The organism is Rhodococcus sp. OS5, from assembly GCF_056837585.1.
Genome location: NZ_CM166368.1, coordinates 4,775,713 through 4,799,130 on the forward strand (window position 1 = coordinate 4,775,713; position 23,418 = coordinate 4,799,130).

At 62.2% G+C, this 23,418-nt stretch carries 23 protein-coding genes; 8 read left to right on the forward strand and 15 right to left on the reverse strand.

All coding sequences use genetic code 11. The features are described 5' to 3' along the window. Nucleotides 1-21: 21 nt before the first annotated feature. From ACVZUB_RS22135 to cobF, 3 genes are all read right to left on the reverse strand, one after another. Nucleotides 22-1,197, reverse strand: coding sequence for a GGDEF domain-containing protein (locus tag ACVZUB_RS22135; RefSeq protein ID WP_042921337.1), 1,176 nt, complete (start codon nt 1,195-1,197; stop codon nt 22-24). 43 nt (nt 1,198-1,240) lie between these two features. Then, complete coding sequence (locus ACVZUB_RS22140) at nt 1,241-2,407, reverse strand: GGDEF domain-containing protein (protein WP_223304416.1); 1,167 nt, start codon at nt 2,405-2,407, stop codon at nt 1,241-1,243. 76 nt (nt 2,408-2,483) lie between these two features. After that, entirely contained in the window at nt 2,484-3,224 is a 741-nt protein-coding gene (gene cobF / locus ACVZUB_RS22145) for a precorrin-6A synthase (deacetylating) (RefSeq protein WP_003946376.1), read from the reverse strand. An 86-nt stretch (nt 3,225-3,310) separates the two neighbouring features. Here cobF and ACVZUB_RS22150 point away from each other — a divergent pair, with 86 nt between their 5' ends. The 5 genes from ACVZUB_RS22150 (at nt 3,311) to ACVZUB_RS22170 (ending at nt 7,456) form a co-directional block, all read left to right on the forward strand. Next, on the forward strand, nt 3,311-4,111 hold the full coding sequence (locus ACVZUB_RS22150) for a thymidylate synthase (protein WP_003946427.1): 801 nt from the start codon (nt 3,311-3,313) through the stop codon (nt 4,109-4,111). A gap of 2 nt (nt 4,112-4,113) precedes the next feature. Then, complete coding sequence (locus ACVZUB_RS22155; RefSeq protein WP_003946393.1) at nt 4,114-4,605, forward strand: dihydrofolate reductase; 492 nt, start codon at nt 4,114-4,116, stop codon at nt 4,603-4,605. Between the two features lie 84 nt (nt 4,606-4,689). Further along, nucleotides 4,690-5,022, forward strand: a complete 333-nt coding sequence (locus ACVZUB_RS22160; protein ID WP_003946336.1) for a cupin domain-containing protein — start codon at nt 4,690-4,692, stop codon at nt 5,020-5,022. Nucleotides 5,023-5,041: 19 nt separating this feature from the next. After that, nucleotides 5,042-5,737: a hypothetical protein gene (locus ACVZUB_RS22165; protein WP_193595056.1), complete on the forward strand. Its 696-nt coding sequence runs from the start codon at nt 5,042-5,044 to the stop codon at nt 5,735-5,737. 27 nt (nt 5,738-5,764) lie between these two features. Next, nucleotides 5,765-7,456: a sensor histidine kinase gene (locus ACVZUB_RS22170; RefSeq protein WP_039972838.1), complete on the forward strand. Its 1,692-nt coding sequence runs from the start codon at nt 5,765-5,767 to the stop codon at nt 7,454-7,456. A gap of 3 nt (nt 7,457-7,459) precedes the next feature. Here ACVZUB_RS22170 and ACVZUB_RS22175 read toward each other — a convergent pair whose 3' ends face one another. The 7 genes from ACVZUB_RS22175 to cycA all read right to left on the reverse strand — a co-directional run bounded on the left by ACVZUB_RS22175 (nt 7,460) and on the right by cycA (nt 15,666). Beyond that, a complete protein-coding gene (locus ACVZUB_RS22175; protein ID WP_209447851.1) occupies nt 7,460-8,098 on the reverse strand; it encodes a response regulator in 639 nt (212 codons plus the stop codon). Between the two features lie 76 nt (nt 8,099-8,174). Further along, nucleotides 8,175-9,068, reverse strand: coding sequence for a universal stress protein (locus ACVZUB_RS22180; protein WP_003946389.1), 894 nt, complete (start codon nt 9,066-9,068; stop codon nt 8,175-8,177). Between the two features lie 358 nt (nt 9,069-9,426). Continuing rightward, nucleotides 9,427-10,467 carry an LLM class F420-dependent oxidoreductase gene (locus ACVZUB_RS22185; protein ID WP_007727670.1) on the reverse strand — a complete coding sequence of 347 codons (1,041 nt, stop codon included), beginning with the start codon at nt 10,465-10,467 and terminating at the stop codon, nt 9,427-9,429. A gap of 176 nt (nt 10,468-10,643) precedes the next feature. Beyond that, complete coding sequence (locus ACVZUB_RS22190) at nt 10,644-11,537, reverse strand: universal stress protein (protein WP_007727672.1); 894 nt, start codon at nt 11,535-11,537, stop codon at nt 10,644-10,646. A gap of 141 nt (nt 11,538-11,678) precedes the next feature. Then, complete coding sequence (locus tag ACVZUB_RS22195) at nt 11,679-13,184, reverse strand: glutamate-cysteine ligase family protein (protein ID WP_482627767.1); 1,506 nt, start codon at nt 13,182-13,184, stop codon at nt 11,679-11,681. Between the two features lie 125 nt (nt 13,185-13,309). Next, a complete protein-coding gene (locus ACVZUB_RS22200) occupies nt 13,310-14,080 on the reverse strand; it encodes a M23 family metallopeptidase (RefSeq protein ID WP_003946431.1) in 771 nt (256 codons plus the stop codon). 122 nt (nt 14,081-14,202) lie between these two features. Beyond that, a complete protein-coding gene (gene cycA / locus ACVZUB_RS22205) occupies nt 14,203-15,666 on the reverse strand; it encodes a D-serine/D-alanine/glycine transporter (protein WP_030534902.1) in 1,464 nt (487 codons plus the stop codon). 142 nt (nt 15,667-15,808) lie between these two features. On the opposite strand from cycA, the gene ACVZUB_RS22210 reads away from it, so the two are divergent. Beyond that, on the forward strand, nt 15,809-16,525 hold the full coding sequence (locus ACVZUB_RS22210) for an HAD family hydrolase (protein ID WP_075834066.1): 717 nt from the start codon (nt 15,809-15,811) through the stop codon (nt 16,523-16,525). Between the two features lie 7 nt (nt 16,526-16,532). Here the strand turns inward: ACVZUB_RS22210 and xylB are convergent, their stop codons facing one another. From xylB to ACVZUB_RS22225, 3 genes are all read right to left on the reverse strand, one after another. Next, a complete protein-coding gene (xylB, locus tag ACVZUB_RS22215; protein ID WP_475845655.1) occupies nt 16,533-17,930 on the reverse strand; it encodes a xylulokinase in 1,398 nt (465 codons plus the stop codon). A 24-nt stretch (nt 17,931-17,954) separates the two neighbouring features. Next, a complete protein-coding gene (locus ACVZUB_RS22220; RefSeq protein WP_003946343.1) occupies nt 17,955-18,272 on the reverse strand; it encodes a WhiB family transcriptional regulator in 318 nt (105 codons plus the stop codon). Nucleotides 18,273-18,341: 69 nt separating this feature from the next. After that, entirely contained in the window at nt 18,342-18,572 is a 231-nt protein-coding gene (locus ACVZUB_RS22225) for a DUF3263 domain-containing protein (RefSeq protein WP_020970382.1), read from the reverse strand. Between the two features lie 194 nt (nt 18,573-18,766). Between ACVZUB_RS22225 and ACVZUB_RS22230 the strand changes: the two genes are divergently transcribed. Then, nucleotides 18,767-19,954: an ROK family transcriptional regulator gene (locus ACVZUB_RS22230; protein ID WP_003946405.1), complete on the forward strand. Its 1,188-nt coding sequence runs from the start codon at nt 18,767-18,769 to the stop codon at nt 19,952-19,954. 267 nt (nt 19,955-20,221) lie between these two features. Next, a complete protein-coding gene (locus tag ACVZUB_RS22235) occupies nt 20,222-21,523 on the forward strand; it encodes an MFS transporter (protein WP_007727683.1) in 1,302 nt (433 codons plus the stop codon). A 46-nt stretch (nt 21,524-21,569) separates the two neighbouring features. On the opposite strand, the gene ACVZUB_RS22240 is transcribed toward ACVZUB_RS22235, so the two are convergent. Both ACVZUB_RS22240 and ACVZUB_RS22245 read right to left on the reverse strand, forming a co-directional pair. Further along, on the reverse strand, nt 21,570-22,370 hold the full coding sequence (locus tag ACVZUB_RS22240) for a crotonase/enoyl-CoA hydratase family protein (RefSeq protein ID WP_007727685.1): 801 nt from the start codon (nt 22,368-22,370) through the stop codon (nt 21,570-21,572). Nucleotides 22,371-22,435: 65 nt separating this feature from the next. Continuing rightward, the gene (locus ACVZUB_RS22245; RefSeq protein ID WP_482627768.1) at nt 22,436-23,416 is read right to left on the reverse strand and encodes an LLM class F420-dependent oxidoreductase; all 981 of its coding nucleotides are present in this window, start codon (nt 23,414-23,416) and stop codon (nt 22,436-22,438) included. Nucleotides 23,417-23,418: the final 2 nt, after the last annotated feature.

The following is a 23,418-nucleotide window of genomic DNA, read 5'->3' on the forward strand; positions in this document are numbered from 1 at the left end:
CCACGGACACTCACAGCGCGCTCAGTCCGTTTCCGTCTGCAGCACCACCGAATGCCCACCGCGTGCCTTCGCGGAGTACATCGCCCGATCCGCTCGCCGCAGCAGAGTCGGGTATGCGACCAGCGCATCATCCGCTGATTCGAAAGGCCCTGCAATCTTCGCGATTCCGACGCTCATCGCCACCTCGGGATGATCGGGCGAGGTGATCGTCGAACGGAGTAGCTCATGTTCGAGTCGATGGAACGAGCGTTGATCGACCGAATCGACGATGACGAACTCGTCGCCGCCTATCCGTGCGATCAAGGCCGCCGGGCCGGCGCATTCGACCAGCCTCGATCCGACTTTTTCGATCACAGCGTCACCGACGGTATGTCCGTACTCGTCGTTGATGGCCTTGAATCGATTGATGTCGACGGCGGCGACTACCAAGAGCGCCGAGTGCGTGTACGACCGCTCCAGCAACAGTCGTACTTCGTCGGCCAGTCCCCTCCTGTTGAGCAGTCCCGTCAGTGGGTCCAATTGCGAGTTCAACGCGTCGGTGCCGAGGATCGAGAAAATGAACTGACAGGCAAAGGGAATCACGTAGATTGCCGCGCCGACCAGTACTACCAACGCGACCAGAACCGGAACATCCACATCGTTTTCGACCACGGCCGTACGTGTCACGATGCCGATGACCACGACGAATACCCACAACATGTGAAGGCTCTGTATTCGAGCATTGTGGAAGAACGCGATGTATCCGCCGATCACCGAGAACATCACGGCGTGTGCCAGTGCTGCAAGTGGATTGGAGTACAGCAGCATTGCGGCCGCTATTCCCACTTCCGAGTAGAGCACAAAGGCGTAAGACCAGGAACGGGAGAGATTGCGCCTCGTCGAGAGGGCGACGGCCATCATCACGGTTATGACCATGATGACTGCGTTCGCGGTGCGCGCGTGCGAAGTGGTCGGTCCCTGTGGACTGAAGCGAGTGAGGAACATGATCACGGTGACCAGCACCAACGAGCAGACGACGAGAAACCGCGAGGCGACGGTCAACCCTTTGTCCGCGAGATAGCGATTGAAGGTGTCGAATTGGTCCGGACGCCGATACCAATCGACAAGTTGAGAAGAGATCAGCCGGAACGCGGGGCCCGAGAGCGGTCGTCGAGACGCCACGGCGTCCGAACGCTCAACACTCTCGGCAGATTCCATAGTGTCAGGGTAATCCAGTCAACTCCCCGCAATCAGACAATTTTCACTGTTTGCCGTCCCACATCACAACCTGATCGCCGCCGGCGGCCTTCGCGCGGTACATCGAGGCATCGGCTACTCGAAACAGTTCCGTCAACTCCTCGTCGGAAATAATCGACGACCATTCGGCAGAGGTGATCGCGACTCCGACGCTGGTGGTCACTACCGGATCACGATCGTCGATTCGCAAGTGCCTTCGCAGATTGTCTTCGAACGCAGGCGCTGCGCCGACGTCTATCGTGTCTACCAACACGAACTCGTCCCCACCGAATCTGGCGAAGAGCGCCTTCTCGCCGCCGCACCACCGCAGTCGATCAGCAATCTGGCGAAGTACGAGATCGCCTTCCTCGTGCCCCTGTGAGTCGTTGACGCTCTTGAACGAATCGACATCGACAATCGCGACGACATACGACGACTTGCTCGACGCATGCCCCGTCGCCCCCATTTCGACAACAGCTCGCTGCAGCCCGCGCCGATTCAGAAGCCCTGTCAACGGATCCACATCCGAACTGTCCGCGTCGGAGCCGAGAAGTGAGAGGACGAACTGGCAGGCGAACGGGATGACCACGATCCCGGTGGCGATGATCAGACACAGTGCGGTGGCCAACGCAGGATCCGCGTAGACCGCAACCTTTCGGCCGACCACTGCCAGAACCACGATGGACAGCGCGATGTGAACCGCCTGGAGTCTCGCGTTGTGAAAGTACGCGATGTAACCACCGATCAGTACGAAGAGCACGCACTGGATCAACCCGATGAAAGGGTCGTTGTTCAAGAACACGCCGACGAATACGCCGACCTCGCAGTAGGCGACAAAGAAGTACGACCACCGACGCGTGATTTCGGGCAGAAGGCAGAAGAGCACGATCACCGCAATCGTGACGGCGATGATAACGGCGTTGACGACGCTGGTGACGTGGTTGTGCACGCCCGCGTCGCTGAAGCGCAGCAGAGTCATCGCAATGATGACCGTCGTCAGCGAGCCGATGACCAGCAATCGGACAGCTAGCTCCAGGCCCTTCGTGGCGAGGTATCGATTGAAACTGTCGAATTGATCAGGACGCCGATACCACTGAACCAGAAGGTCGAAAGCCGACTTCACAGCTGATTTTTCACGGCCACGCGGCGCGGGCAGAATCGACTGCAGTCGGTCCTGCCCGAACGATGTCATGCGCAGATCATAGGTGCGCAGACCGTCGTTCGGGATCAAGAGTGCAGGATCGAGGCGGCAAATTCAGGGTCGGTTGTCAGCGCCGAACGAGGTACGTGTCCATGATCCAACCGTGCTTCTCACGCAACTCCGCCCGGCGAGCGACGATCCGATCTTCGACGTCACGCAGTTTGCCGGAAATCAACTCCTCGTCCGGGGTCCCGAGGTACGCGCCCCACCAGATCTCGGCGTCGTTTTCGCTTACCTGAGTGAAGGTGCAATGCGCGTCGAGCATCACGACGGCATTGTCCACGCCGTCGGGCAATCCCTCGGCCAGTTTGCGGCCGGTCGTGATGTGGATGGGTTCGCCGATTCGGTTCAGGACGATCCGGTGTTGTGCAGCCAGCGACTGCACGCTGGTGATTCCCGGGATGACGGAGTAGTCGAACGAAACTCTCCCGCGAGCGAGCACGCGCTCGACGATCCGCAGAGTGCTGTCGTAGAGGGAAGGGTCACCCCAGACGAGAATCGCGCCGACGCCAGGTTCGGCCGCGAATTCCGCTTCGAATTTCGCGGCCCGACGCTCGTGCCAGTCCTCGACGACGCCCTCGTAGTCAGTCGGGGTTCGGTCCCGCGGCGGGTCCGTGATCTCGACCACCTTGTAGTCGAGGTGAACGTGCTCGTCGAGAATGCCGGTGCGCAAGTCGACCAGGGCCTGCTTCTCGTCACCCTTTCCGATGATGAAGAAGGTATCGGCCCTGTTCATGGCCTTGATCGCCTGAACCGTCACCTGGTCGGGATCACCAGCACCGATACCGATCACCAAGAGTTCGCGCATGTGCCGAGGCTATATTGCCGTGCGCCTTTATTAACCGCCGGAGGTTAATAAAGGCGCACGGCAGGGCAGGCCCTAGACTGATTCCCGTGACTGTCTCCACTGCTTACGAAGACCTCCTCCGGCTCGTCATGGAGACGGGTACCGCCAAATCCGATCGAACCGGAACCGGCACCCGCAGCATCTTCGGTCACCAGATGCGTTTCGATCTTGCCGACGGCTTTCCGCTCGTCACCACCAAGAAGGTCCACCTCAAGTCGATAGTCAACGAACTCCTGTGGTTCCTGCGCGGCGACTCCAACGTGGCGTGGCTGCACGAGCACGGCGTCTCCATCTGGGACGAGTGGGCCGACGAGAACGGTGAACTCGGCCCCGTCTACGGCGTCCAGTGGCGTAGCTGGCCCACCCCTTCGGGCGAGCACATCGACCAGATCACGCAGACCGTCGAGACTCTGCGCTCCAACCCCGATTCGCGGCGGATCATCGTTTCGGCGTGGAACGTCGCCGACATTCCGCAGATGGCCCTGGCGCCGTGCCACGCTTTCTTCCAGTTCTACGTCGCCGACGGCAAGCTCTCCTGCCAGCTGTACCAGCGCAGCGCCGACATGTTCCTCGGCGTTCCGTTCAACATCGCCAGTTACGCGCTGCTCACCCACATGATGGCCCAGCAGGCCGGACTCGACGTCGGCGAGTTCGTCTGGACCGGCGGCGACTGCCACATCTACGACAATCACGTTGACCAGGTGACCGAGCAGCTCGGCCGCGAACCGCTGCCGTTGCCGACCCTGAAGCTGAACAAGCGCGACTCCATCTTCGACTACACCTTCGAGGACGTGGAGATCGTCGACTATCAGCACCACCCCGCGATCAAAGCCCCGGTAGCGGTCTGACGATGACCGATCGCACAGTCACCCTCATCTGGGCGCAGGCCCACGGCGGCGTCATCGGCGCCGACAACTCGATCCCGTGGCGCGTGTCCGAGGACATGGCTTACTTCAAACGCGTCACCATGGGCCATCCGGTAATCATGGGGCGGCGCACCTGGGACTCCATTCCATCGAAGTTCCGTCCGTTCAGCGGGCGTCGGAACATCGTCGTCACACGCGATCCGCAATGGCACGCCGAAGGCGCCGAGGTGGTCCGCAGTCTGGACGACGCCCTGGCGTTGCCGGACGGTGACGTCTTCGTCGTCGGTGGCGGGCAAATTTATTCGGCTGCACTGCCATTCGCAACGCATCTACTGGTGACCGAGATCGACCTCGACATCGCCGGCGATGCTTTTGCTCCCGAGATCGGCCCCGAATGGAACCTGAAATCCGACGAGCCCTGGCAGACCTCGGAGAAGAGCGGCCTGCGCTTCCGCTGGTTGGAGTACACGCGCTGACCGACTTCCGCCGATAACGAGGCACCTCGCGAGTGAGTCGGTCATACTCCAAGAAGGACATTCACCGCTTCCGAGAGGTCTTCGATGGACAAGAAGTCACTGACCGCTCTCGCTCGCCAACAGTTGAAACTGGCGGGCTCGGCGACCAGCGGTCGCAGTTCACAAACCGTCTACGGTGGCCACCAGCGCAGCCTGCGACAAACGGTGATCGCGCTGAGCGCCGGCAAGAGCCTCGCCGAACACGACAGTCCGGGCGAAGCCACATTGTTGGTCCTGAGCGGGAAGCTGAATCTTGTATGTGGGAGCGACCAGTGGAAAGGATCCACGGGTGATTTCCTGACCGTCCCGGCCGACCGGCACAGCGTCGAAGCGCTCGAAGACGTTGCATTTCTACTGACCGTCGCCATGAAGGGCTGAAATCGGTAGCGTCTTCCGCGTGAGCGAAACCGTGATCGAAGTGTCCGTCGTCGCAGCCCCGTCCGTACTCTGGCCCGCGCTGCGCGACCCGTCGCTGATTCGACGTTGGTTCGGCTGGGAGTACGACGGACTCGACGACGAAATCAACCAGATCTACTCCACCGCTGAGGCCGACCCCGAAGCGTTGACGCTGAAACTCGGAAACGGCGACCGTTTCTCACTTCGCGAACAGGACGGCAAGACGGTCGTCCGCATCGATCGGCCGGCCAAATCTGCCGACGACGACTGGTACGACGACATCACCGAGGGCTGGACGACATTCCTCCAGCTGCTCAGATTCGCAGTGGAGCACCACGGACTGGCCGAGCGTAGAACCATTTATCTCGACGGCCTTCTGCTCCCCGGTGAGAACGTGGCAAGCGTCCTCGGGCTCACCGAAATCGAATTGGAAGCGGGAAGTCGGTACGCGGTGACAATCGCTCCCGGCGACTATTTCGAAGGCGTCGTCGATTACGTCACCGACCACCAATTCGGGTTGACAGTCGAGGATCTCGGCCCTGGCTTGCTGTCTGTCGCCACCCAGTCGGTGACGGCGCAGCGGCCCGACGGAGGCATGTCCATCCTGCTGACCACCTACGACCTGAGCGATGACGAGTTCGACGAGATCAAGCATCACTGGTCGTCGTGGTGGGAAGGTCGCCGCCAGGAGAGCTGACGTTCGGTGAGGCGATATGCTTCGACCATGGTCGAAGCTTCGGGTCACAGTCCGGCACGTACGTTCGGCGAGTTGCTCGACCGCCTGGGCGATTCCAATGCCGACATACCGACACTCCACCGCCTGCTCGAGGCGGTCCTGGTGGTCGGCTCCGGCCTGGACCTCGACCTGACGCTTCAACGGATCATCACCTCTGCGACAACGGTTCTGGATTGCCGCTACGGCGCCCTGGGGGTCGCGGCGCCGGGGGGCGGGCTCTCGGAATTCGTGTACGAGGGAATCTCCGGGTCCCAACGCGCGACCATGGGACATTTCCCCGAAGGTCATGGCGTGCTGGGTGTTCTGATGAATCACCCGCAGACTTTGCGTGTGGCCCATCTCGGCGACCATCCCGAATCGGTGGGATTCCCCGCAAATCATCCACCGATGGAGAGCTTCCTCGGGGCGCCGATCATGATGCGGGGAAAGGTGTTCGGAAGCATCTACCTGACCGAGAAACGGGGACAGGCCGAGTTCACCCAGGAAGACGAGGTCATTCTCGAAGCCCTCGCCATCGCAGCCGGTATCGCTGTGGAAAACGCCCGACTGTTCGAGCAGTCACGAACTCGTGAAAGATGGCTCACCGCAACATCTGCCATCCGCTCGCGGTTGCTGGCCGGTGACTCGCTCGAGGACGGCCTGCAACTTCTTGCCAGTCGCGTTCGGGACCTGACCGGCGTCGACGACGTGATCGTGGTGATCTGCGAGAACGGCTACGCACAGGTTCACGCCGCGGCCAGCGCCCGGACCACGTCACGTGGAGTCAGAATCCCGGCGACCACTTATCCGTTCGACGTGGTGCGGAGCAGTCGAAAGCTACAGGTACTCACCACTTTAGGCGCACTCACCGAACTGGTGCCGTCGGCTGGGAGTGCGGTCGTGGCACCGATGTGCGTCGCCTCGGGTGTAGTCGGCGCGGTCATCGTGGCGTCGAATTCCACCAACACGCACTGGGATCACGACGAACTGACCCGGATCGAGTCGATGGCCGAACTCGGCTCCGTTGCAATCGAGTTCGACGAGAAACAAAAGGCGCAACGCCTGTTGTCCGTTCTCGCCGACCGCGACCGCATCGCACGAGACCTGCACGACAACGTCATCCAGCGACTGTTCGCGAGCGGAATGAGCCTGCAGAGCACGCTTCCGGACGAGACCCTCCCGGAGTCGGCGCGCGCGATTGTCAAACGATCTCTCGAACAGCTCGACAAGACAGTCCGCGAGATCCGGACAACCATCTTCGATCTGCAGACTCCGACGGCCACCGATTCGTCGAGCCTGCGCCGACGCCTCCTCGATGTCATCGGCGACGCCACCGCACAGTCCGCGGTGACCCCGAGCGTCCAATTCTCCGGCGCCATCGACACTCTGGTGAATCCCGGGATCCACCAGCACGCCGAAGCCGTGCTGCGTGAGGGGTTGAGCAACGTCCTTCGGCATGCACACGCACGCCACATCACCATCGCTGTCACCGCGGACGTCGAATTTGCGATCACGATCGAGGACGACGGCGTCGGACTCCCCTCCGACTTCCACAAGAGTGGACTGCACAATCTGGAGCGCCGCGCCGAACATTGCGGCGGTACGTGCACGATCGTCAATCACGATCCGAGCGGTGCACGCCTGCTCTGGCGAGTACCGCTCGGTCGCACCAACTCGAATCGACCGAAATCCGGTCGTTAGATCCTAGCGACTGCCGCTACGGATTTCGGTCGCCAGCACCGCAGCCTGAGTACGACGCTGCATGCCCAGCTTCGAGAGCAGACGCGTCACGTAGTTCTTGACCGTCTTCTCTGCGAGGAACAATCGCGCGCCGATCTCCCGGTTGGTGAGCCCTTCTCCGATGAGGTCGAAGACTGCTCGCTCCTGATCGGAAAGTTCGGCCAACGGATCAGCTGTACGGTCGCTGCGGATCCGCTGCATCAGCGCCTCGGTTGCACGACTGTCGAGCAGTGAACCGCCGCGCCCGACTGTGCGGACTGCAGCGACCAAGTCGGTTCCGAGAATCTGCTTGAGGACGAATCCCGAGGCGCCCGCCATGATCGCGTCGAGCAACGCCTCGTCGTCGGCGTACGACGTGAGCATCAGGCAGCGGAGGTCGGGAAGCATCGAGCGGAGTTCTCGGCACAGTTCGACGCCGTTGCCGTCAGGCAGGCGTACGTCCAGAACAGCGACGTCGGCGTTGCTCTGCGGTACCACGGCCAGCGCTTCCCCCACGGACGCCGCCTCGCCCACCACCACGAAGTCCTCGACCCCACCGAGTAGGTCGAACAATCCGCGTCTGACGATCTCGTGATCGTCGACCAGGAATATCCGCGTTGTCATCGAACCCCTCCAAAAGACATCTCACGTCGAACGGTACCGGAGACGGTGGACTCAGAACTCATGGAATGCATTCTCTTCACTTGTTGACGTGCCGGACGATGAGAACCGGGCAATCCGCGGTGTGCAGGAGCGCCCGACTGGTCGATCCGAGGAGCATTCCTGCGAATCCGCCGCGCCCGCGACTGCCGACGACTATCAACTGCGCCGTCTCCGCGTATTCGCTCAGGACTCGGACCGGACGGTCACGCGCGACGACTCTTTCGACGACGACGTCCGGGTAACGCTCGGTGAATCCGGCCAATTGCTCGGCGAGGACAACTTCCTCACCCGTCTGGATGCTGCTCCACAGTGGGTCGTCGGGGGTGGCGCCCAACGAGGGCTGCACACTCACGTCGCTCCACACGTTGACGGCAATCAAGGTGGCGCCCCGCGCGGAGGCCTGCTCGAAAGCGTGCTCGACTGCCTCGATGCTGCTTTCGGATCCATCGACGCCGACGACGACGGGGCCCTCGGTCGGCGGTCGACCGTCGAGCGTCCGTCCTCGGACAACTGCAACCGGAGATTCGCCGTGCGAGACAACCGAGACCGTCGCAGAACCGACGACCAATCCGGTGAATTCGCCGTGCCCGCGAGGGCCGAGCGCAATGATGTACGCGCCCTTGGACAATTCGATCAGGCGATCGGAGACGCTGCCGTCGAGTAGTTCGGTGACGATCTCGAGGTCGTCGTCGATGCTTTGCCGCGCGAGAATCTGTGCGCTGTCCAGACGAGCGGTGGCAGTGCGCCGCAGTTCGTCCTTGAAGCTCTCGGCGAGGTAAGGCTCGGAGTAGTAGAAGGCTGGGATGTGCACCACCGTCGCGATGTGGAGCGGTCGACCGAGCGCCACCGCGGTCCTCGCCGCCCAGACGACAGCCGACGACGCCGATTCCGAACCGTCTACCGCTACGACGACGGGTTTGGTTGCACTCATGTTCGTCCCTCCACAATCGACCACAGAATCTCTTCGCCCTCACACTATTGCCCAATGACGGCAAAAAGGATTCATCAGCCGACGCGAGTCCCGAATCGGACATTGGGTGTTCGGGTGGACTGCGGCAACGGCCCCGCCAACATCCCTTTCGGGCGTCAACGAGGCCACCGGTGCCGGATTCGCACGCAAACCCTGGCTACTCGATCCACGTTAGGTGAAGAACCCGACCGGTCAGAAGTGAAAAAAGTCCTGTCAACAAGCGCCCAAAATCGGGTTTCGTACGCAGGAGATCCTGAACCACCTGCTCTGCTGTGCGCCTTTATTAACCGCCGGCGGTTAATAAAGGCGCACAGCAGGGTCAGTCACAAATCTTGCGGAACTTCTCGATCAGCTGCACTCGGCCGTTGCGGTCGGCCGCCAACGGCGTGACGTTGAGCGTCGTGACACCGGCTTCGGCGAAGGCTGCGACGCGTTCCTTGACGTAGCTCTCGGGACCGATCAACGACACTGCGCGAACCAGTTCGTCCGGCACTGCTGCGGCGGCTTCGTCCTTTTTGCCCGCGAGGTAGAGATCCTGGATCTTCTCGGCGGCCTCTTCGTAGCCGTAGCGCACCGCGAGATCGTTGTAGAAGTTCTTGCCCTTGGCGCCCATGCCACCGATGTAGAGCGCAAGGCTCGGGCGTACCCAGTCGAGCATGTGGTCGACGTCGTCACCGATGGCCAGTGCCGGCGACGCGTACACCTGAAGCTCACCGAGGCTCGGATCGCGCTTGGCCTTGCCCTTGGCGATCGGCTCACCCCACACGCTTGCTGCCTTCTCCGGATGGAAGAAGATAGGTTCCCAGCCTTCGGCGATTTCCGCCGTCAGCTCGACGTTCTTGGGTCCGAGCGAAGCGATCAGGATCGGGATGCGCTCACGCACAGGATGATTGATCAGCTTGAGCGGCTTTCCGAGTCCGGTGCCCTTCTCGGCGGGGAGGGGAACCTGGTAGTACTTGCCCTGGTACTCGACCTTCTCGCGGCGCCATACCTGACGGCAGATCTCGACGACCTCACGTGTGCGTCCCAGCGGAGCGTCGTACTTGACGCCGTGGAACCCCTCGATCACCTGCGGTCCGGAAGCGCCCAGTCCCATCACGAAGCGACCGTTGGAGACGAAGTCCAGGCCAGCCGCCGTCATGGCGGTCAACGAAGGGGTACGGGTGTAGATCTGAAAGATTCCCGAAGCGAGTTCGATGGTCGACGTCTTGGCCGCCAGGTAACCGAGCTGGCTGACGGCGTCGAAGGAATACGCCTCCGGGACGAAGGCGATGTCGAGGCCCGCCTTCTCCAGGTCACCGACCTCTTCGACGGTTTCGGCGAACCCGCCGCTGTAGTTCAAACCCATACCGATACGCACGTTGTAACCCCAATCCTGACGATTGCTGCCGTGTGCGACGCGCACACGAGCAGTGGTACTCCCATCGAACACTTACTCACATCGAACACTACGGAACCTGAGTCCGCATTCATGTGACTACCCCGTTCATATTCGATGACCGAAATGAACGGGGTAGTGGGAGAGCCTGTCGAGGGTCAGGATTCTTCGGGGCGAACCACCATGACGGGGCACTTGGCCGAAGCGATCAGGGTGTTGCTGGTCGAGCCGAGCAACATGCCGCGGAATCCACCGCGACCACGGCTTCCGACTACGACGAGCTGCGCTTTTGCCGACCAGTCCAACAGCCGTCCGCGTGGGTTGTCGAGGTATACCTCGCGCCGGACCTTCACGTCCGGGTATTGCTCGGACCATCCGGCCAAGCTCTCGCTGAGTACCGCGTGCTCTTCCTCTTCGAGAGACTGCGGGGCAAGCGCAGCGGCCCTCGGGTCTTCGAATGCCGCACTGCCGAGGTCACTCCACACGTGCAACGCCACCAACTCGACTCCGCGGAACGACGCTTCCTCGAAAGCCGCACCGACGGCCTGGGCGCTCAATGCGCTGCCGTCGACGCCGACCACTACGGGTCCTTCCGAGGGCACCGCACCATCGCGGTCCCGAACGACGATGACCGGACACTTGCCGTGACTGGCCACACCGACCGCGGTATTGCCGAGGACTGCTGTCGCCGCCTTGCCTGACGCCGACGCTCCGACGACTACCCGCCTGGCTTGTGCCGAACTCTCGATCAGCCACTGAGTTGCGCTGCCGATGGCGATTTCGGTGTGAACTTCGAGTTTCGGATCGATCTCACGGGCGAACTGTTCCGCCTCCGCCAAGATCGCTTTTCCGGCCTCTTCGACCCATTCGTACACCCCACCCGCGTCGACGTACGGTCCGCCGAAACCGTAAGGCGCGAAGTCGAGAGCGTGGATGATGTCGAGTCGCAATTCGCGCTGGGCGGCGATTTTCGCGGCCTCGCGGAGCGCTGTGGACGCAGTGTCCGAACCCTCGACTCCGACAACAACACTGTTATGTTCGCGTGAACTCATGTGCCCACCTTCCTGAAGAAGTAACCGAGCCACTTTCACTCTAACCATCCCACTTGTCCGGCTTTTTTGGGGTCGCCCCCTCTTCATTTCGGGGACTTAGGTCCCCGAAACTGTTGACGGATAGGAGAATTAGCAGAGCAATCAGGACCAGGTGTGAACAGGATCTCCCGTCCGCATGTTCTCCACGTAACCGCGGAGCATTCCGGTGAGCGCAGTCGAGCGGTCCGCGCCCGAGGCCTCCGCGTGCGCCACTTGCTCGCGTTGCCAGGCGGCACCGGTCTGCCGATTCATGCACCGCCCTTCGATCACGCCGAGGTACCGATCGCGGGCCGCGGCGGACAATCCGAAGTCGGCCAAACCCTCGTCCGCCAACGGCAGCAGCCTTCGCAGGACCAACTCGTCGGCACCGACCCAACCGATCTCCGGCCAGTACAGGGTGGCGTCGAGTCCGTACTTGGCGCCGATGTGCAGGTTCTCTTCGGCCGCATGGAACGACAGGTGCGACCACACTGGCCGCTCCGCGTTCACCAATGCGCGAACGGTTCCGTAGTAGAAGGCCGCATTGGCCATGATGTCGACGACGGTCGGCCCGGCCGGCAGCACCCGATTCTCGATACGCAAGTGCGGCTTGCCATCCGAGCAGTCGTAGACAGGCCGATTCCAGCGATAGACCGTGCCGTTGTGCATCTGAAGCTCGCTCAACTCCGGAACCCCGCCCGCCGCGAGCACTTCCAGTGGATCGGTGTCCGAGACATCAGGGAGCAGCGCCGGGAAGTACCGTGAATTCTCCTCGAACAGGTCGAGAACCGAATGGATCCACCGCTCACCGAACCACACTCGCGGTCGCACACCTTGGTTCTTGAGCTCGAAAGTTCGGGTGTCCGTTGCCTGTTCGAAGATCGGAATGCGTGATTCGTGCCAAAGCGCCTTCCCTGCCAGGAAAGGAGAATTGGCCGCAAGCGCCACCTGTACTCCGGCCAGACACTGCGCGGCATTCCAGTGCGCTGCGAATTCTTCCGGCGCGACGCGCAGGTGCAACTGCATGGACGTACAAGCCGCCTCCGGCACCACCGAATTGGTGTCGGCCCGAAGGATTTCCACGTCGCCACCGGGTAGCGCGACACCTTCGACGTCGAGTTCGATGTCCTCTCCTCGCGCGGCAAAAATTTGCTCGTTGAGCAATTCGTAGCGCTGGTTGGCGGTGATCCACTCACGATCGAGATGCTCGAGCTGCAGGGTCGGCAGCATCCCGATCATCACCATCTCGGCGTCGTGCGCGTGGATTCGCGCGTCTGCGACGTCGAGGGACGCCCGCAGTTTCTTCTCCAATTCGAAAGTCGCATCACCGGTGAGTGGGCCGGGCTCGACGTTCATCTCGACGTTGAACTGTCCGAGCTCGGTTTGGAAAACCGCAGAGTCGTCGATGGATTCGAGCACTTCACGGTTGGACATCGCGGGCGTCATCTCGCCGGTCACGAGGTTGAACTCGATCTCCATGCCCAACAGCGGAGCGGGCTTGTCGACGGCGTCTCGGAAGTCACCACCGTCGAGCATCTGCTTCATGGCGTCGACGCACGAGCGCACCTTCTTACGAAAGAGCCTACGGTCGGCTCTGGTGAATTCTCGCGCCGTGACCTCTGCACCCATTGCGCATTCCCCCTTCGACGATCAACGTCACTGAAGGCTATCCGTCCGGTGTCACCGACAAACGAGAACTGCGGTGGCACCGGGAAGAATTTCCCGGCGCCACCGCAGTTCTCCGAAAGTTTCTTCTACGAGTTGTCGACCCAGGTGACAGCTACGCCGCGAGCCTGCAGCCACGCTGCGGGATCGACCTTTGCGCCGTTCTCGGCAACCTCGAAGTGCAGGTGCGGGCCGGTGGACTGGCCACGGTTACCCACGGTGGCGATCTGCTGGCCGGCGTTGACGCGCTGGCCGACGTTGACCTGGTAGTCGTTGACGTGGCCGTACGTGGTGACCGTGCCGTCGTCGTGCTGGACGCGGACCCAGAGGCCGAAACCTGACGCCGGGCCGGCGTCGATGACCTGGCCGTCGGCTGCAGCCAGAATCGGCGTACCGATCGGAGCCGCGATGTCGAGGCCACCGTGGTGTGCTCCCCAGCGCGAACCGAAGGTGGAGGTCAGCGTTCCGGACACCGGCTGCACGGTACGAGCTGAGGTGCCGGGGTTGATCCCAGCGAGGAACTGCTGTGCCTGCGTGTTGAGGTCGGCAGCAAAATCGGGAAGCTCGGGGATGTCGAGAGCCGGAAGTGCCGCCAATTCAGCCGGAACGACAACGCCCTCGGGGAGCAGACCCTGCGGGATTTCGATGCCGGCGATGGTCTGTGTTGCCGGCGCCGCAGCAGCGGTTCCTGCGCCCATCTGGCCTGCACCGACGAGGAGTGCACCGGTAGCCGCAGCTACGACACCTGCCTTGACACCGGCACCAGGGCCAGCCGACGGGGTGCGGTGGCGGCCGCTTGCTGCCTCGGGATCGATCTCGAAGACAACATCGTCATTGCCCGTGCGGTGGTGGTTTCCCACAGTGTGTACTCCGTCAGTCGTCGGCGTGCAGCGTCCTTCTGATGAAGCCCGCTCCTCTGTCTGCCGAAGAATGTAACAGTTTGATCAAGGCGGCCGCCACCGTTACCCGATCTTGACCAAAACTATTTCTCGCCGTTCTGTCGGCTGGCGTCCAGTTCTGACTTGAATGCGTCGTATCGTGCCCGGTGAGCGGGTCGACGCCGGATGATCGCCCACGCGATGCCCAGAACCACGAACCAGATCGGCGTGACGAGAAGTGCCTGCAGGGTGTCGTCCTTGGTTGTCAGTGCCCAGAGGATGAAGACGAAGAACGCGAGCACGACCCAGCACATCACGATGCCGCCGGGCATCTTGAACTTCGACGCCTCGTGCAGGTGCGGACGACGCTTCCGGTACACCATGTAGCTCGCCAGGATGATCGTCCACACGAACATGAACAGCAGCGCCGAAATGGTCGTGACGACGGTGAAGGCCTCGATCACGGAATCGCCCGAGAACAGCAGGATCAACGACGCCAGCAGGAAGATGCACGAGAACATCAGGGCGTTCGCGGGGACCTTGCGTGAGTTCAGCTTGCCGAGGGCCCTCGGTGCGTCGCCCTCCTGCGCAAGGCCGAACACCATGCGCGAGGTGGAGTAGATACCCGAGTTGGCCGAAGATGCAGCGGAGGTCAGCACGACGAAGTTGATGACAGAAGCAGCGATGCCGAGGCCGGCGAGTGTGAACATGGCGACGAACGGACTCTTGTCTGCGCTGATTTCACGCCACGGAGTCACCGCGATGATCACGGTCAGTGCAACGACGTAGAACAGCAGGACACGAATGGGGATGGAGTTGATGGCCTTCGGCAGATTCTTCTCCGGGTCTTTCGCCTCGGCTGCCGTCGTGCCGACGAGCTCGATACCCACGAAGGCGAACACGGCGATCTGGAAGCCGGCGACGAAGCCCATGAATCCGGTCGGGAACATCCCGCCGTCGTTCCAGAGGTTGTCGATACCGGAGGTGGCACCGTTCGGCGCCGTGAACCCGGAGACGACCATGACGATGCCGACGACGATCAGGCTGACGATGGCGATGATCTTGATCAGCGCGAACCAGAACTCGGTTTCACCGAAGGCGCGAACGGTCGGGAGATTGAGGAGCAGCAGCGCCGCGATCGTCAGCAAAGCAGGAATCCACGCCGCGAGCCCTGGCCACCAGTACTTGAAGTACCCGGAAATCGCGATGACGTCCGCGATGCCGGTGACGATCCAGCAGAACCAGTAGGTCCAGCCGGTGAAGAATCCCGCCCAGGGGCCCAGCAGATCCGCGGCGAAGTCGGAGAACGACTTGTACGCCATGTTCGAGAGCAGCAGCTCCCCCATCGCCCGCATGACGAAGAAGAGCATGAATCCGATGATCATGTACACGAAGATCACGGAAGGCCCGGCGAGCGAGATCGTCTTGCCCGATCCCATGAACAGTCCGGTGCCGATGGCACCACCGATGGCGATCAGCTGGATATGCCGGTTGGACAGCTGACGTGAGAGGTGGGGGTCTTCGCCGGACGGCTTCGTCAGGTCTGGTGTATTCGCGTGGTCGGACACGGAGGATCCCCCTCGTCGTTCGGTTCATCCGGGGCATCGAAATCGTGCCCGTCGGGGGAACCTCGGAAAATGTGCTCTCTCAAAGTACGCGTGCACTGGCTCACATCACGCATCGGAAAGCGGACGCCGATAACCTGTCGAGGTGAACACTGACAGCACGGCCCATCAAGACGGACATATCGCCGCGACGCTGTTCGATTTCTCCGGAACCCTCTTCCGTTTGGAGGAGAGCGACGATTGGACCGAGCACCTCGTCGATCACCAAGGCGATCCGCTCGACGTGCACGCTCAAGCCGAGCTGATGCGTCGGATGACCGCGCCGGTGGGCAGAACCGTGGAGATGGACGAAGCGGGGATCTACGCGTGGGAGAACCGCGACCGGGATCCGAAGTTGCATCGTCAGGCTTACCTCGACGTGTTGAGTAAGTCCGGGGTGCCCGATCCGGTTCGGGCCGAAGCTTTCTACGCCCTGCTGGTCGATCCGGATCAGTGGTCGCCGTACCCGGATACCGGCGAGGTCCTGAAGTCACTGTCGGAGAAGGGCATACGCACTGCCGTCTTGAGCAACATCGCCTTCGACATCCGTCCGGCGTTCGCCGACCGCGGCTGGGACGTCTGGGTCGACGAGTTCGTTCTCTCGTTCGAGGTGGGTGCAGTCAAGCCCGAACCGGCGATCTTCGAGTACGCCCTCGCACAACTCGATGTGGATGCGGCGCAGGCTCTGATGGTCGGTGACAGCGACATCGCCGACGGCGCTGCCCGTGACGTCGGTTGCCAGTTCGCACTCGTCGATCCCCTGCCGACGACCGAACGCCCGCACGCGCTACTCGACGCAGTGCGGAAGTTCGGGCTTCTGTAGGGAGCGCTCAGACACCTTCGGTGAGTTCGCGCAACGACGCGTAGCGCTCGCGCACGTGGGGAGCTGGTTCGGCGTCGAATCGTCGCTCTTTCGGTTTCGGCCACACCGGCGGCTGCGTGTCCCCGGACAGTGCCCATGCTGCTTGCCTGCATGCCCCTTCGGCGACGTACTCACCCGGAGCAGGGATCACGACCGGCACTCCGAGAATTGCCGGCGCGATCTCACAGAGAGCGCGCGACTTCGCTCCGCCTCCCACGAGGAGAACTCGCTTCACCTCGACGCCTTGACGAACCAGGTCGTCGACGCCGTCGGCCAAGCCGCACAGGAGCCCTTCGATTGCGGCTCGTGCAAAGTGCGCAGGCGTCGAGTTCTGCAGCCGGAATCCGTGCATGGCCCCCGTGGCGTCAGGGCGGTTGGGCGTCCGTTCACCCTCGAAGTACGGAATCATGACCAGCCCGTCGTTTCCGAGGGGCGCCGTCGACGCCAACCGCGACAGTTCGGCGTGATCGACACCGAGAATGGACGCCGTCGCATCAAGAATGCGCGCGCCGTTGAGAGTGCACACCAGCGGCAAGTGCAGGCCGGTTGCGTCCGCGAATCCTGCCACGTTCCCGCCGGGATCATGCGTGGGGGTGGCCGATACAGCCGAGACGACGCCGGATGTTCCGATCGAGATGATCACGTCACCGGGAACTGCCCCCAAACCCAGTGCGGCTGCGGCATTGTCACCGGTGCCAGGCCCGACAATACCTCCGGAACGTGTACTTCCGATCTTTTCGTTCGGCGATGCAACTCGGGGAACATGCGGGGTTCGACCGCGAAATGCCAACGCCAGCAAATCTTTACGATATTCGCGCGTCGAGGCAGCATAATAGCCGGTTCCACTGGCGTCGCCCGCGTCGGTGGCAAGCTCCTCGATCGAGACGGACCCACCCAACTTCCAGGACAACCAGTCATGCGGAAGACACACCGCGGCAGTGCGATCGGCGTTGCCGGGTTCGTGATCTGCCAGCCATCGAAGCTTGCTTGCCGTGACCGCGGCGACCGGAACTACACCAACTGCGTCGGCCCACGCCTTGGGTCCGCCGAACTCTTCGACCAGATCGGTCGCAGCCTTCGCCGAGCGAGTGTCGTTCCACAGCAACGCCGGTCTGACAACCTCGCCGCCACTGTCCAGACACACCATGCCGTGCTGTTGAGCTCCGACCGATACGGCTGCGACGTCGCCGAGCCCACCCGCCGCGGCGATTGCACTGTCCATCGCCTCGAGCCAGCATGCCGGATCTATCTCGGTACCGACGGGGTGCGCCGCCCGCCCTTCTCGTACCAGCTCTCCCGAATCGGCATCACGGACAATGACTTTGCACGACTGGGTGGACGAATCGATACCGGCTACGAGGGTCACACTGGCGTCCTTTCCGAAGGACCGTCAGCTCGCGTTGGCGACCGCGGGCATCCGGTTGCTGCGCTTACGCAGCGATCGCACATATTCTGCGCGCTCGGTCTCCGTCATTCCACCCCAGATGCCGTACGGCTCGTGGACGGAGAGTGCGTGTTCGCGGCACTGCTGGAGTACAGGGCACGTCGCGCAGACCTTCTTGGCGTTGCGTTCACGGTTCTCGCGGGCGTGTCCACGCTCGCCGTCCGGATGGAAGTACACCGCGGAATCGTGCCCGCGGCACGCTCCCTGCAGCTGCCAGTCCCACACTTCGGCGGTCGGGTACGGCATCGGAAGGTGCTTGTGCATGATGGCGACCTCAATTCCTTACTCGGGTGACACGGATTCGGGTGACTCTGGGCTGACGCCGGGTCGGACTTATCGACGCCTGGCCGATTGGCCGAGTCGATGTGCACAGACCGTTGCGAGTTCGCCGGTGACCGGCGGAGTCAGCGCTACGACGCCGTCGTCGAGAATTGCCTGCAGCCTGCGGAAATACTCGTCCGGGGCGAGGCCGAAGGTTACGAAGATCTCTTCGTCAGGTCCACCGTCGAACTGCTGCCACTTACGTGCGAACTCGACGATCTCTTGTGTATCGGTGCGGCTCATCAGGTTCTCCCCTGTTTGTGCGCCCTGCTTCACAGAAACTGCGACTCGTCTCCTCGGACGCCCGTGGCAGTGAGTCAAGACACAGACTATGCCTACTTCTGCTTTTTCACAAGACCTACTTACGTCTTTTTGTGGACAAAGTATGCGAACTTTCGCACGCTGAAGTTACCGACGAGGAATGCTTGAATAGGACAATGACCCGACCGTCCACGACTCCGGCTACCGCGGGAGAGGTATTCACGCTGATACGCAGCGGTTCCGCGACCACGCGCAGCGAGATCGGGAAGCTCACCGGCCTGTCCAGGACGGCGGTATCGGCCAGGGTTGCAGCACTTCAATCGCTTGGTTTGATCGCCGATGACGACGAGGGCCCGTCGACAGGCGGTCGGCCGCCGTCCACTCTCACGTTCGCGAACTCGTCCGGCGTGGTTCTCGTCGTGGCAATCGGTCGATCGCGGGCACAACTTGCCGTCACCGACCTGGCGGGCACGATCCTCGCGGCAGAAGACATCGACAAGTCGGTCGGGGTCGGCCCCGACGAACTGATGCCCGAAATTGCCGAGCATCTTTCGTCACTACTGGCCCAGGTCCACCGCGCGTCTACCGAGGTCATCGGAATCGGACTGAGCATTCCCGGAACGGTCGACGTCGCCGCGGGAGCAAGCCTCGACTCTCCGATGATGGCGGGGTGGGACGGAGTCGCGCTTGCCCCCTATCTGGCATCGGTGACCACGGCTCCGCTGTTCGCGGACAACGATGCCAACGTGATGGCTCTGGCCGAATTGAGCGAGCGACGCGAGAGTGCGCCCAACCTCCTGATGATCAAGGCGTCAACCGGCCTCGGCGCAGGAATCGTCATGGGCGGAGTCCTCCAACGCGGTTCACTCGGAGCGTCCGGCGAGATCGGGCATACCAAAACCGCTGCAGCGCGGGGCATGAAGTGTCGCTGCGGCGACGTCGGCTGCGTCGAAACTGTCGCCAGCGGTTGGGCTCTCGTGCACGCCCTCCGAGATCAGGGCCGAAGCGTCGGTCACGTGCGTGATGTCGTTCGCCTCGCCCTGGACGGCGACAGCGAAGCCCGCCGGCTCATCAGAAGCAGCGGCCGACTGATCGGCGACGTCATTTCCGGCGCGGTCAATCTCCTCAATCCCGAGGTCCTGATCATCGGCGGCGACATGGCCGAGGCGGACGAACTCTTCCTCGCCGGGCTTCGGGAGTCCGTCTACGGCAACGCAACGGCGCTTGCCACCCGAAAGCTTCAGATCGCTTCGGTCAGCCACGGCGCACAATCCGGCATCCTCGGTTGTGCGGTTCTCGTCCTCGACCATCTGCTCAGCGCCAGGGAAATCGATCTGCGGATCGCGGCGTCACTCCACACGTGAGTCGCTGACTTCTCGCACGCTCCGCATCAAAAAATCAGACTTTTCCGGCATCGCTTGTGTTGACGCTCACACTTCTGCATAATTCATTACCTACCGATCATTCGGTTGTCGATATCGACGATGAGATCGCGCAGGAACGCTCCGAGTCAGCCAAAAGCATGCACCGAGCACACCGGCAACGTCGCAGATCGAACAGCGTTTCTCCCCTGTTCCGACTTCGCAGTTTCACCGTGTCGGTGAACCACGTGACTGGCAGAAAGTAGCTCGATGACCACAACCAGAACTGGCACCAAGCCCGCCGCGAAGGAATACGACCGCGCCGCGATGGCGTCGATGGTCGGCACCACCGTCGAGTGGTACGACTTCTTCATCTACGCCCAAGCTGCAGCCCTGATCTTTGCCGACCTGTTCTTCAAGCCGATGGGCTCGGCAGGCCAGATCGTCTCCTACGTCACGGTCGGCATCAGCTTTGTCTTCCGTCCTCTCGGTGCCATCGTGGCCGGCTATCTCGGCGACAGGCTCGGCCGCAAACGTGTCCTGGTCGCGACGTTGGCGATGATGGGTGCCGCGACGGTTCTCATCGGCGTGCTGCCGACGTATGCATCGATCGGAATCTGGGCACCGATCCTGTTGATCCTGCTTCGCGTCGTCCAAGGATTCTCGACGGGCGGCGAATGGGGCGGGGCCGCTCTTCTTGCCGTCGAACACGCACCCACCAAGCGTCGAGGATTCTTCGGAGCGTTCGTACAGATGGGAGTACCGCTCGGAATGTTGCTCGCCACCGGCGTTTTGGCACTGTGCACGTTCACCCTCACGGACGAACAGTTCACCACCTGGGGATGGCGAGTGCCGTTCCTGCTCAGCGTCGTGTTGATCGGCGTCGGCTTCTACATTCGAAGCAAGGTCAGCGAGTCACCCGTATTCGCCGAACTCAAGGAACGCCGCACCGAGAGCAACACGCCTATCCGAACTCTGTTCAAGAAACACCCGAAGCAGGTCGTACTCGCGGCGCTGTCCTTCATCGGCACAAACGGCAACGGCTACATGGTGATCGGCGGATTCATCGTCGCGTACGCAACCAAGACCTATGGCCTGGGTAAGACCGAACTACTGATTGCCACGCTCGCAAGTGCCGTCACGTGGGGCGTTTTCACCATGATCGGCGCCTACTGGTCGGATCGACGCGGCCGCACCACGGTGATGAACGTGGGCAACCTCGCAATGGTCCTCTTCGCGGTGCCGTTCTTCCTCCTCATCGACACCGGGAATCTCGGCTGGATCTACGTGGCGATGATCCTGTTCTCGGTCGGACTCGGGCTGTCGTACGGACCTCAACCCGCGTTGTTCGCCGAACTGTTCCCGGCTTCGATCCGTTACAGCGGTGCGTCGATCTCCTACGCGGTAGGCACCATCTTCGGCGGCGCCTTTGCTCCCACCGTCGCACAGTGGCTCCTCGGCAAGACCGGTGGCACCCTTGCCATCTCGATATACCTCGCCCTGCTGGCCGCGGTCTCGTTCGTCGCCACGATGCTCATCAAGGATCGATCAGGACGAGACCTGATGGTGTAATCGACCTGAATGTGGACGCCCAACGGCGTCGCGATGCCGGAGTTTGTCAGCCGAACTTTCGAAAGGCGAACTCCGGCAACTTCTTCGCAGCATTCGCTGTGCGCACGATCTTGTGGTTCTTGCCTCGCATCAGCGCCAGTTGGATCCGCGATTCGATCCAGAACGCGCCGCGAGGCGAGCGGTTCCAGGTCTTGTGCAGCAACGTCTTCGTCGCTGCGACGGCGTCCGGCGAGCGAACCGCGATCTGCGACAGCAGTTCCTGCGCCGGCTTGATCGGATTGTCGCTGACTCCGCTCACGAACCCCCACTCGAGAGCCTGATTTCCGTCGAACAGTTCAGCAGTCATGGCGAGGCGTTTCACGACGTCCATTGCCGCGAGTTCGCGCATCGTGACCGTTCCGGTCATGTCGGGGATCAATCCCCACTTCGCCTCCATCACCGAGAACGTGCAATCGGGGGTGGTGAATCGAAAGTCTGCGGCGAGCGCCAATTGCAGTCCCCCACCGAAGCAGTGCCCGTGAACGACCGCGATGACCGGCACGGGCAATTCGCGCCACACCCAGCACGCGCGTTGGAAGAGGTTGGTCTTCTGACCGGGAAACTTCGCGAAGGCCTTTGCCATCCGCCTCGGCTGCTTGCCCGCAGAAGCGAAGTCCAACCCGGCCGAGAATGCGTCACCCGCGCCTTGCAGAACCACGCCCCGAATCGAACGATCGGTTTCGATCGTTCGAGCGGCATTCACCAGCGCGTCGAGCATGTCCAGATCGAGACCGTTGAGTTTCTCCGGTCGGTTCAGCGTCACGTACGCCACCGACTGCACTACCTCGACACGAACACGATCACTCACGGCAACTCCTCCGATTCGACATATCCCCGACGAACTTACCTGAGAGTAAGTTCCCCGGGGATTCGTCATGCCATCTCGGCAAGAAGTTCCATGGTCTCTTGCCCGGCCGGGTCCGAATCAGTGGATGACGGTACGGCCACGACGGTGTCCACACCCGCCGCTCGGTACGCCTCGAGTTGCGCGCGAGCATCGGCCGGAGTCCCGACGATTCCCACCGTTGCCACCATCGCGTCCGAGACCTGGCTCAAGAGCTCGCGCGGCGCGGCCCCGGCCCTGGCTGCCTCGATCACGTCCGCGAAGCCTGCGCGGACGAACATGTCCGAGTATCCGGGGGCAGCGAGATACGGCACGAGTCCACGTCTGAGTTGATCGATCGACATCTGAGTTGGGCCTTCGGTTGCCACGGCCGCCGGCGCCCACACCGACACCTGGGGCATCACCGTTTCCGTCTCAGCCGCGATCTCCTTGCACCGTGTGATCAGACGACCGGCCTGCTCCGCACTCACCAGATTGAGCACCAGTTCGTCACCCAACTCCACGGCGGCCCGAAGAGCCTTGTCTCCGAATGCCGCAACGATCAGCCGCCCACCTGGCGGCTGAAGTCGCAGCCGATATCCGCTGGTCCGCATCACCGTTCCGGCGACTTCGCCCCGCTCACCGTTCATCAGCGCTCGCACACCGCGGGCGGACTCCGCAAGTGCACGTGCCGCCCCGGATCTGCTTCGCCCATGCCATTTCTCGACCACGACAGTGCTGGAAGTACCCAACGCGATCGATACGTCACGCCCGGTCAGGTCGGATACCGACGCCGCCCCGATCGCGATCATCGCCGGATCACGAACCGTCACCGCGAGCGGGCCGACCACTAGTTCGGAGTGCTCGAATCCGGTGCCGACTGACGTCGCCAGAGCAAAGGCGTCGTACGTCGCCATCTCCCCCACCCACACTCGGCCGAACCCGAGTCTGTCGGCGAGGCGTGCAGTAGCGGTCACCTCCTGCTGCGGACGGTCCTGCCACAACCCCAGGGAGATGTCGATGGTCGGCAAAC

What these genes read in the sequence shown, in the direction of transcription:
- ACVZUB_RS22235 (WP_007727683.1), top strand. Translation starts at nt 20,222, where the DNA reads ATGACCACAACCAGAACTGGCACCAAGCCCGCCGCGAAGGAATACGAC.
- ACVZUB_RS22195 (WP_482627767.1), bottom strand. Translation starts at nt 13,184, where the DNA reads ATGGGTGCAGAGGTCACGGCGCGAGAATTCACCAGAGCCGACCGTAGG.
- ACVZUB_RS22190 (WP_007727672.1), bottom strand. Translation starts at nt 11,537, where the DNA reads ATGAGTTCACGCGAACATAACAGTGTTGTTGTCGGAGTCGAGGGTTCG.
- ACVZUB_RS22160 (WP_003946336.1), top strand. Translation starts at nt 4,690, where the DNA reads ATGGACAAGAAGTCACTGACCGCTCTCGCTCGCCAACAGTTGAAACTG.
- ACVZUB_RS22140 (WP_223304416.1), bottom strand. Translation starts at nt 2,407, where the DNA reads ATGACATCGTTCGGGCAGGACCGACTGCAGTCGATTCTGCCCGCGCCG.
- cobF (WP_003946376.1), bottom strand. Translation starts at nt 3,224, where the DNA reads ATGCGCGAACTCTTGGTGATCGGTATCGGTGCTGGTGATCCCGACCAG.
- ACVZUB_RS22135 (WP_042921337.1), bottom strand. Translation starts at nt 1,197, where the DNA reads ATGGAATCTGCCGAGAGTGTTGAGCGTTCGGACGCCGTGGCGTCTCGA.
- ACVZUB_RS22230 (WP_003946405.1), top strand. Translation starts at nt 18,767, where the DNA reads ATGACCCGACCGTCCACGACTCCGGCTACCGCGGGAGAGGTATTCACG.
- ACVZUB_RS22175 (WP_209447851.1), bottom strand. Translation starts at nt 8,098, where the DNA reads ATGACAACGCGGATATTCCTGGTCGACGATCACGAGATCGTCAGACGC.
- ACVZUB_RS22180 (WP_003946389.1), bottom strand. Translation starts at nt 9,068, where the DNA reads ATGAGTGCAACCAAACCCGTCGTCGTAGCGGTAGACGGTTCGGAATCG.
- ACVZUB_RS22170 (WP_039972838.1), top strand. Translation starts at nt 5,765, where the DNA reads ATGGTCGAAGCTTCGGGTCACAGTCCGGCACGTACGTTCGGCGAGTTG.
- ACVZUB_RS22155 (WP_003946393.1), top strand. Translation starts at nt 4,114, where the DNA reads ATGACCGATCGCACAGTCACCCTCATCTGGGCGCAGGCCCACGGCGGC.
- ACVZUB_RS22225 (WP_020970382.1), bottom strand. Translation starts at nt 18,572, where the DNA reads ATGAGCCGCACCGATACACAAGAGATCGTCGAGTTCGCACGTAAGTGG.
- ACVZUB_RS22220 (WP_003946343.1), bottom strand. Translation starts at nt 18,272, where the DNA reads ATGCACAAGCACCTTCCGATGCCGTACCCGACCGCCGAAGTGTGGGAC.